At 39.2% G+C, this 9,706-nt stretch carries 10 protein-coding genes; 6 read left to right on the top strand and 4 right to left on the bottom strand.

Annotated elements, in window-relative coordinates; all coding sequences use genetic code 11:
- Positions 1 to 427 precede the first annotated feature (427 nt).
- Positions 428 to 2,536, bottom strand: coding sequence for a ribonuclease R (gene rnr, locus SGJ10_12490; protein ID MDZ4758941.1), 2,109 nt, complete (start codon positions 2,534 to 2,536; stop codon positions 428 to 430).
- A 261-nt stretch (positions 2,537 to 2,797) separates the two neighbouring features.
- Here rnr and SGJ10_12485 point away from each other — a divergent pair, with 261 nt between their 5' ends.
- The 3 genes from SGJ10_12485 to SGJ10_12475 are packed head-to-tail and all read left to right on the top strand — an operon-like array spanning position 2,798 to position 5,185.
- Positions 2,798 to 3,535: an electron transfer flavoprotein subunit beta/FixA family protein gene (locus SGJ10_12485; GenBank protein ID MDZ4758940.1), complete on the top strand. Its 738-nt coding sequence runs from the start codon at positions 2,798 to 2,800 to the stop codon at positions 3,533 to 3,535.
- A gap of 17 nt (positions 3,536 to 3,552) precedes the next feature.
- Positions 3,553 to 4,518 carry an electron transfer flavoprotein subunit alpha/FixB family protein gene (locus SGJ10_12480; protein ID MDZ4758939.1) on the top strand — a complete coding sequence of 322 codons (966 nt, stop codon included), beginning with the start codon at positions 3,553 to 3,555 and terminating at the stop codon, positions 4,516 to 4,518.
- Positions 4,519 to 4,576: 58 nt separating this feature from the next.
- Complete coding sequence (locus SGJ10_12475) at positions 4,577 to 5,185, top strand: bifunctional nuclease family protein (protein ID MDZ4758938.1); 609 nt, start codon at positions 4,577 to 4,579, stop codon at positions 5,183 to 5,185.
- On the opposite strand, the gene SGJ10_12470 is transcribed toward SGJ10_12475, so the two are convergent.
- Positions 5,186 to 6,148, bottom strand: a complete 963-nt coding sequence (locus SGJ10_12470; GenBank protein ID MDZ4758937.1) for a hypothetical protein — start codon at positions 6,146 to 6,148, stop codon at positions 5,186 to 5,188. It abuts the gene before it with no gap.
- Between the two features lie 123 nt (positions 6,149 to 6,271).
- On the opposite strand from SGJ10_12470, the gene trmB reads away from it, so the two are divergent.
- Positions 6,272 to 6,913 carry a tRNA (guanosine(46)-N7)-methyltransferase TrmB gene (gene trmB, locus SGJ10_12465; protein ID MDZ4758936.1) on the top strand — a complete coding sequence of 214 codons (642 nt, stop codon included), beginning with the start codon at positions 6,272 to 6,274 and terminating at the stop codon, positions 6,911 to 6,913.
- Between the two features lie 7 nt (positions 6,914 to 6,920).
- Here trmB and SGJ10_12460 read toward each other — a convergent pair whose 3' ends face one another.
- Entirely contained in the window at positions 6,921 to 7,418 is a 498-nt protein-coding gene (locus SGJ10_12460; GenBank protein ID MDZ4758935.1) for a gliding motility lipoprotein GldH, read from the bottom strand.
- Between the two features lie 305 nt (positions 7,419 to 7,723).
- Here SGJ10_12460 and SGJ10_12455 point away from each other — a divergent pair, with 305 nt between their 5' ends.
- Both SGJ10_12455 and bshA read left to right on the top strand, forming a co-directional pair.
- Complete coding sequence (locus SGJ10_12455) at positions 7,724 to 8,038, top strand: hypothetical protein (GenBank protein ID MDZ4758934.1); 315 nt, start codon at positions 7,724 to 7,726, stop codon at positions 8,036 to 8,038.
- Between the two features lie 83 nt (positions 8,039 to 8,121).
- On the top strand, positions 8,122 to 9,258 hold the full coding sequence (gene bshA / locus SGJ10_12450) for an N-acetyl-alpha-D-glucosaminyl L-malate synthase BshA (GenBank protein ID MDZ4758933.1): 1,137 nt from the start codon (positions 8,122 to 8,124) through the stop codon (positions 9,256 to 9,258).
- Here the strand turns inward: bshA and SGJ10_12445 are convergent.
- The coding region (locus SGJ10_12445) for a GatB/YqeY domain-containing protein (GenBank protein ID MDZ4758932.1) at positions 9,250 to 9,706 on the bottom strand (457 nt) is incomplete at its 5' end. The genes bshA and SGJ10_12445 overlap by 9 nt on opposite strands.

The following is a 9,706-nucleotide window of genomic DNA, read 5'->3' as shown; positions in this document are numbered from 1 at the left end:
ACAAAACCTTCTGCACGGATATTGAGCAATTTCGCTAAAAAGCCTTGCAGCAAAATCAACGACCTAATTGCAAAAAATACTGATTTATAGTAAGTTTAATACCGACACTCAATATATAATAGTCCAAAAGAAAGGGACTAATTCCCCCGCATCCCGATAATTATCGGGATTAAGCGGGGCTTTCGGATTTAGTTCGGGATTACCATTCTAAAAACTAAATCCGCCACAGGCGGAGAACTATTTTAGTTTAAGAATTGGTATTACACTATCAAACAATGCATCTGCAGACAAATTGCTTGTAACAATAATATTTCTTGCTTTTTTGGGGGTTGATGGCCTATTCGCTTGTTAAAAAGGTTGCATGAAAACAACTTGCAAAAACTATTAAAACAACTAAGTATTTCATAAATATCTTTTACCTCATTTATCAAACCACCACCTCAAAATCCAATTGTCTTTTTTCCAAATTAGCTTTTGCTACTCTTATCTTGATGGGGTTACCAAAGGTGAATTTATATTTTCTGTTTTTGAGCGTCATTGTACTTTCATCGAAATTGAAAGGCCCGCCAGAGAGGGAGTTGCTGCGTATCATTCCTTCGCATTTGTTTTCCACTACTTCTACAAATACACCCCATTCTGTTACGCCCGATATCATTCCGTCGAACTCACGGCCTACATAGTTTTGCATCAGTTCCACCTGTTTATACTTGGTGCTTGCACGCTCGGCCTCTGTTGCTTGAACTTCTTGTTGGCTACTGTGCTTGCAATATTCTTCATACTTTAAAGCATCGTTATTTTTTCCTCCTTCCAAGTAGTGTTCTACCATTCTATGCACCATTACATCAGGGTAGCGGCGGATGGGAGAAGTGAAGTGCGTATAATAATCGAAAGCCAAACCGTAGTGTGATGTTTCTTTAGTGGTATATAATGCTTTTGCCATGGTTCGTATTGCCATGCCTTGTAATATATTTTGTTCGGGTTTGCCTTCTATATTTTCGAGCAAACTATTAAGACTATGCGACAGCTTAGCAATATTTTTCACTTCGATACGATGCCCGAATCTGCGGGCAAGTTTTTCGAAAGCCGCGAGTTTATCCATGTTTGGCTTGTCGTGAACACGGTATACAAAAGTACGTTTAATGGGTTTACCATCTTTGCCCTTTCCAGCAAATTCAGCCACACTTCTATTGGCCAAAAGCATAAAATCTTCGATAAGTTTATGGGCATCTTTCCGTTCTTTTATATAAACAGAAAGTGGCTTCCCTTTTTCGTCTAGTTTAAATTTAACCTCGGCGGTTTCAAAAGAAATAGCTCCGTTTTTAAATTTTTGGGCACGGAGTGCATGTGCGATTTTATTGAGCGTGAGCAGCTCTTTTGCATAAGGACCTTGTTTATTCTCCAAAACGTCTTGTGCGTCTTCATAGGCAAATCTTTTGATAGAACGAATAACAGTTTTGCCAATCCAAGTATTATAAACTTTGCCATTTATATCCATTTCAAACACTGCCGAAAAGCACAATTTATCTTCATCGGGTCGTAATGAGCAAAGAGCATTAGAAAGTTTTTCTGGCAACATCGGAATTGTTCTATCAACCAAATAAACCGAGGTTGCACGTTTATATGCTTCTTTGTCGAGCAAAGTTCCGGGCACCACATAATGAGAAACGTCGGCTATGTGAACACCTATTCGGTATTTGTCGTTACCCAAATCTTCGTATGATATGGCATCGTCAAAATCTTTGGCATCAGCGGGGTCGATGGTGAAGGTGGTAACGCCTCTAAAGTCTCTACGTTTGGCCACCTCTTCTTTGCTAATAGTTGTTGGAATTTTATCCGCCTCTTCTTCTACTTCTTTGGGGAATTTTGTTGCGAAGCCAAATTCAGCAACAATGGCGTGCATCTCGGTATCATTATTTCCAGGCTTGCCCAGTAGTTCAACTACTTTGCCTGTGGGTTCTAATTTTGGATTGTCCCAAGCTATCATTTTTACAAGCACCTTGTCTCCATCTTTTGCTTGCAAGGCATCTTTGAGCGGGATATGGATTGGTGTATACATTTTACGGTCGTCAGGATCAAGTGTGGCATAATTTCCTTTGATATGTATAATACCCACCCAATCAGTTTTTTTACGGTTGAGGATTTCGATTACGCGACCAAAGGGTTTTCCATTTTGTAGCCCCCGCTCAAGTTGAACGTTTACACGGTCGCGGTCGAGAGCGGTGTTGAGCATGTCGCGGCTTACGAATACGTCGGGTGTTCCGTCGTCGCAAATCACGTAACCATTTGCTTTTTGGTTTAGGTCAAGGATTCCTTCCTTTTGCAGGGGAATATATTTTTGCAGGTAGCGGCCCACAGATATTTCTTCTATTTCGCCTTCATGCTTTAGTTGGTCGAGCACTAACTGCACCGTATGCATATCGGTTTTGTTGCCCACGAACAACTTAGAGGCAAGTTGTTTGGAATTAAACGGCTTGTTGCCGAAACTTTGAATACCTTCTGTACAGGATTTTATAAATTCTTTGAGTGGTTTTGTCATAATTAAAGCCGCAAGTTGCAACATAATTATGATTTGGTGAAATTAAGTTTTTTCGACTAATCAAAAAAGGGTGCAGAGACGGTCGAATATGCTTTTTAAATCAGTTTGGAAACAAAAAAAACAGAATTTAGTATGTTGAAGCCACTTAAAGTATATTGTTATAACTAATCTCTCCAATCTAATTTTTTTTGGCGGCTCATCACGCTTAACTTTGCGGCTTCAACCCATTCAAATCAAGCTCTTTTTATTTTTTCCCTACCAATGAAAATATTAGTCTGCATCAGCAATGTACCTGACACCACCACCAAGGTAACATTTACCGAGGGTAATACCCAATTTAACAATGCAGGGGTACAATATATAATAAATCCTTATGATGAATTAGCACTAACCCGTGCATTGGAACTTACTGAAGCACAAGGAGGCACCGTAACTGTGGTTAATGTGGGATTGGCAGAAACAGAAACAAACATCCGAAAAGCATTGGCCATAGGTGCAACGGATGCTATTAGAATAAACGCAATGCCTGTTGATGCTTATTATGTGGCCGAACAGATTGCAGAGGTGGTTAAAAATGGCGATTATGATTTGGTGATAACGGGTCGTGAGTCCATCGATTACAATGGAGGACAGATGTGCGGCCTGCTGGCAGAAATGTTGGAATGGCCTGGTATTAATGTGGTTACAAAAATAGATATTGAGGACGGCAAAGCAACTTGCGAAAGAGACATAGATGGAGGCAAAGAGAAAGTACGCTGTGCATTGCCCTGTGTGGTTTCGGCACAAAAAGAACTTACCGAACCTCGTATCCCAAACATGAGAGGGATTATGGCCGCCCGCACAAAACCATTACAAGTATTAGAACCCATCCAAAACCAAATACACACAAAAGTTTCGGAATACGAAATGCCCCCAGCAAAGAGCATTTGTAAAATGATTGATCCTGCCGATGCAGGACAATTGATAGCCTTATTGCATACCGAAGCCAAAGTAATTTAATTATTATATATTATAACATGAACGTATTAGTATTTGCCGAGCATATAGACGGAGCGTTTAAAAAATCGACCTATGAAGCCCTTTCATACGCTAAGGCTATAACAGGAACCACATCGGTTACAGCAGTTGTGATAGGAGAAATAGACAATCAAAAACTAACAGAGCTTGGAAAATATGGGGCCAACAAAGTGCTTCACGCTTCGCAAGCTGTATATAATAGTTTTGATGGAGCGGCCTACGCTGCCATAATAGCAAGTGCAGCACCACAAGAACAAGCAAAGGCTATCGTTTTTTCAAACACATACTGCGGAAAGAATATAGCTCCCAGAGTTGCTGTGAAATTGAAGGCGGGGATTGTATCTGGTGTGGTAAGTTTGCCTAAGATAGAAGGATCAAGTTTTATAGTTCGTAAGCCAGTTTTTAGCGGCAAAGGCTTGGCTGATATAATGATAAAAACTGAAATAAAAATCATAGCGTTCACCCCAAACTCTTATCAACTAAATGAAACCCAAGTGGAAGCCATTATAGAAAATATTCAAAGTGATGAGAAGCCGGCTTGTGAAATATTGGAATTAAAAAGAGTGACGGGAAAAATTCCCTTAACTGAAGCCGAGATAGTGGTAAGCGGTGGACGTGGGTGGAAGGGACCCGAAAACTGGGGGATGATAGAAGAACTAGCACAAGTATTAGGAGGGGCTACCGCCTGCAGCAAGCCTGTGAGTGATATGCATTGGAGGTCGCACGAAGAACATGTAGGGCAAACGGGAATAACTATTAAACCCAATTTGTACATAGCAGCAGGCATTAGTGGAGCTATTCAACACCTTGCGGGGGTTAGCTCTTCCAAGGTAATAGTGGTAATAAATAAAGACCCTGAGGCACCCTTTTTTAAAGCTGCTGACTATGGAATAGTAGGCGATATATTTGAAGTAATGCCCCAGATAATTGCTGCTGCAAAAAAGTTCAAATCATCGTCAAATTGATTTATCATTGCAGCATGTTTGTGTGTAAGAGGTCCTAAAAAAATAAAAATTTTAAAAATTGAACAAAGTACAACTTAGCGTAATAGGCCTTACATCGGGGCAAACACAAGGTTCTTACACTCTTATATTGGGAGAAAAGAATGGAAGGCGAAAACTTGCTATTATTATTGGTAGTTTCGAAGCCCAAAGCATCGCTATAGAAATTGAAAAAATAGTTCCCTTTAGGCCCATGACCCACGACTTGTTTGTGAGCCTCTCGCATTTGTTTGATATAGAACTGCAAGAAGTTATCATACACAAACTACAAGAAGGTGTTTTTTATGCCAAACTGGTTTGCGTGAAAAACGGCGAAACCCACGATATTGATGCACGCACGAGCGATGCTATTGCTTTGGCTGTTCGATTCAAATGCCCAGTATACACTACTGACGAAATTATGTTAGCAGCAGGACATGAGATTAATATTGAAGAAAAAATAGAAGATGGAAGCGAAGACCCAACGGATGAAGAATTAGAGGAAGAAAAAGCACCTGTAACTGGGTTTGAGCTAGACGAATTTTCTACCCTTAGCCACGAGGAACTTAATATTTTATTGGACGAGGCGATAAAAATTGAGGACTATCAGAGAGCAGCCCTCATTAGAGATGAGATGAATAAGAGAGGATAGTTATTTTTTCTTCTCCAAAGCCTTAATACTCATCGGAATATTTATTCCCATTGTCATTACAAAATAACCATTTGACCATTTCCCTGTTTTTATTCCGGGCATACCTCCAAACTCCATTTTATAAGCCAAAAATACACTTCGCGGATAGCGTATTATCCACCCCGCACGCCATCCAAAGCGTTTGTATGTGTCCGAATGAAGACCATCATAGTTTGGATTGTTAGACAAAGCAGAATCTACAGTTTTCAATCCGATAACGGGTGCAAAAATACCGTCTATGTAAAAATTACTATACATTGCTGCTCTGCGTCTACCATAACCATCGGCATAAATAATCAAATCGTATATTTTATTAAAATCAAGACCTGCATGAATGGTCCCTATTAGGTTCATTTGTGCCACATTTACCGACTTCCTTGTCGTATCGCCTTTCATAGTATAATACAATGGCGTTTCGCCGCTAGCATTTGAAGTGTTTCTCGATGCACTAAAGGGACTTGAAATGTTGAGCAGGCCTGCTCTTAATCCAATTTGCTTGCGAACGGTGCCGGGCACCGAAATAGATTTAGTATAAGTAGTTTTGTAGCTACCCGAATAGGAAGTAGAAGAACTTAATACCACTCTAATATTTGCATCTTTTGTGCGGTTTACAAACAATAGGGCACCACCTATTTCTGTCCATGTTCTTTTGCGACCATCTAATTTATCATTTAAAAATATATCAAGATAGGATCTTCTAAAATCTGCTTTTATCTGAAAGCGGTTGAGCAAAGTTACATCAGCCCTTACTGAATAACCCATGCTGAGGTCGCCCGTCCAATAGTCCATATAAAAGGGTTCTAATGAAAGTGAGGCTGGCTTGGGGTCAGCGTTGTCCGATTTAACTTTATAAGTAATAGTTTGGGAGCTTGCCGCAAATACTAAGCAAGTCAATAATAGAAAAGGCAAAAATACTTTTTTCATGGTCATGTTTTTTAAATGAGTGCTGCAAAGAAACTTTAAAAACCATATAAAACCAAATACCCGCAGAAGGGTATTTTTGAAAAGAACTCTATTTTTGCAGTCAATAATTAATTTTGGTATCACTTGAGCCGCAATAAAAAACTAGCACGATTCGCAGAATTTTCAACTTTCACAAACACTTATGAGAAAAGTGAAGGATTAAAAAACAACTGGCAAGCAAAAGTCTTTAGCAATAACAACCCAATTGTATTGGAACTTGCTGCAGGCAAGGCTGAGTATACTGTGGGCATGGCACGGTTGTTCCCTTATAAAAACTTTGTAGCAATAGATAAAAAAGGAAATAGAATGTGGGTGGGTGCTAAGAAGACCCAAGAAGAACAGCTAACGAATACCGCATTCATTCGTACACAAATCGATTTCTTGACCGAGTGGTTTGGTCCAAAGGAGGTTGATGAAATATGGATCATACACCCCGACCCACAAATTGACAAAGCCCGCAAAAGATTGACTGGGCCTATGTTCATTCCGCGTTACCGAGAAATATTGAAACCGGGTGGAATAATACATTTAAAAACAGACAGCACTTTATTATACGAGTACACGCTTGAGATTATAGAGCAACAAAAACTAAAGTTGCTAAACCACCATGCAGATATTTATAATTCAGAACTATATAATGATGTATTGGCAATTAAAACATACTACGAGCAAATGTTTACTGCCAAAGGAGAAACTATAAAGTATATAGCCTTTACATTAGATTAAAAAAGAACTATAAGGTTTTGTGAGTTACTCTCAATCCAATTCCTTTAACGCCATGTAGGTTTTCGGTCCGCATCATTTGGCGAAACTCGAAACGATACTTCCCTGCCTTTTTTAACTCTACTTCCTTAAACTTATCGTCAATCATTCTGTAATCATAAACATCGCCCAAACCATGACCTAGCCATTTGCCATTGTCCTCGGCCAGCTTGAATTCCACTAGCTCTTTTGTGAGTCTGCCGTCGGGATTATATGCATATACCAATAAAAAAATATTGCTATAGGGATAAGTTGCGGAAATTCTTATATTCGTGTGGAAATCATAAACCCCAGTGGTGTCTGAAACCTCAAACTCAAAAGGAATTTTAAGCGTTTTAGCCCAAGAGCCATCTGCGATATACACGTTTTTTTCAAACACACGGTCATTTTCAAAAGCAGAAGCTACGAATAAAATTAAGCCCACCACGGTGAACAAAACCAAGGAAATATAATTTTTTATGTGTTTCAATCGTTTGCAAAAGTAATAAGCAAAGCACCATTTATTTTACTATGTATGGCAATAAGAATATTTTATGATGATTCGCTGCAGTGAACGCACTTGAATATCGGTTTTTGGGTTATATTTGTATTACAAAAAAACAAAAGGGAATATGATAAAACTAGTCATCATTTTACACCAATTCTTAACCTAAAATAGTTCTCCGCCTGTGGCGGATTTGGTTTGTAGAATGGTAATGCCGAACTACATCGCAAAAGCATTCGGGATTAGTCCCTTTCTTTTGGACTATTATATATTGAGTTTCGGTATTATTTATGGTTTGCACGAATTTTTGCTTTATTTCCTGCTCAGAACCACAAAAAATAATCAAGGCGAACCCAACTACTTATGCAGAGCCTGCCGATGGGTCAAGTTATGAAAAAGCTATTGTTATAAATGAAAAAACAGAAACTAAAGGAGTTCAAACAGAATATAAATGGTTAAGTGAAAAATACCCGGGATATACTTTTGTCTCGCATAAGCTGATGACCTACAACGAACAACTCTATGATATTATAACAATTAAAACACGCAAGGGCGAGAAGCAGGAGCTATATTTTGAAATATTAAGTTTTTCAGGTAAATTCTGAATAGCGGGAATAATAGCCTTACATTTGTCTGGTAAATTTATCTTCGTCAAAACAAAAAGCACGCTAATTATTGTTATGTATATATGAAAATAGGAATAGTATGTTTCCCTACTTATGGAGGAAGTGGGGTAGTTGCAACGGAACTAGGCAAAGCATTAGCAGCACGAGGCCATCAAATACATTTTATCTCGTATAATTTACCTGCACGTATTGACATGTTCAACAATAACTTGTTTTACCACGAGGTGAACGTGAGCACATACCCTTTATTCGATTATCCTCCTTATGAAACTTCACTGGCCAGCCAAATGGTTAATATAGTGAAGAATGAAAAATTGGATGTTTTGCATGTTCACTATGCGATACCTCATGCTTCGGCAGCTATTTTTGCCAAGCACATTTTGGCAGCAGAAGGCATATATATTCCCGTTGTAACCACTTTGCACGGCACCGATATAACCTTGGTGGGCAAAGACCCACTTTATGAGCCCGTTGTAAGTTATTCAATAAAACAAAGTGATGTGGTGACTGCTGTTTCCGAGAGCCTTAGGATTGACACCTATAAACACTTTCATGTAGAGCAAAAGGAGATTAAAGTAATTCCAAACTTTATAGATTTTAGCAAATTCAGCAAGCAAAAGGTCGAACACTTTAAAAAACTTATAGCTCCCAATGGAGAGCATTTAATAGTTCACACGTCAAATTTTAGAAAAGTGAAAAGGGTCGACGATGTGGTGAAGGTTTTTGCGGGAATACTCAAAGAGGTTTCTGCAAAACTATTGCTTATTGGTGATGGACCTGAGCGTGCAAATATTGAGCAGTTAACCCGAGAGCTGGGGGTACACGATAGCACTACTTTTTTAGGAAAGCAAGAAGCAATAGATGAAATAATGTCAGTTAGCGACTTGTTTTTACTGCCTTCAGAGCACGAGAGTTTTGGCTTAGCAGCCTTGGAGGCTATGGCTTGCGAGGTTCCGGTAGTATCGAGCAATGCAGGAGGGATTAGTGAAATGAACCTTGACGGTTTTAGTGGTTATACCTGTGCCGTGGGCGATGTGGATTCTATGATAAAAAGATCGTTGGAGATATTATCGAACCCTGAGACCCTTACCAAATTTAAACACCAAGCATTTCTTCAAGCCAAGAAATTTGAATTGGGAAATATATTGCCCCTGTACGAAGAAGTTTACGAAAGCCTTTGCATGAGCAAACTAGCCTAAGATTTGTTTTATCATAGCTCCGATAGTTTTACCATCGGCCCTACCAGCTAATTGTTTCATAGCTACAGGCATTATTTTTCCCGTATCGGCAATAGTTGTTGCCCCCACCTCGGCAATTATTTTTTCTAATACACTTCGTAATTCTGTTTCATCCATTTGTGCAGGCAGATAGCTGCCAATAACTTCAATTTCTTCTTGCTCTTTTATTGCTAATTCGGGTCTATTGTTCTGGTTATAAATTTCCAAACTATCTTTACGTTGTTTCACCAGTTTTTGCAAAATCTGTATTGCCTTTTCGTCGCTAACCTCCTCGGCTGCACCTTTTTCGGTGGCGGCTAAAAGCAGGGCTGCTTTAATGGCTCTTAAGCCACGTAGGCGTGCCTCCTGGCGGCCCAGCATAGCTTGTTTGATGTCGTTGTTGATTTGATTTGAGATACTCATAATTATT

The organism is Bacteroidota bacterium, assembly GCA_034439655.1.
Classification (GTDB): domain Bacteria; phylum Bacteroidota; class Bacteroidia; order UKL13-3; family UKL13-3; genus CANJUD01.
This window is presented reverse-complemented; position numbering and strand designations above follow the sequence as displayed.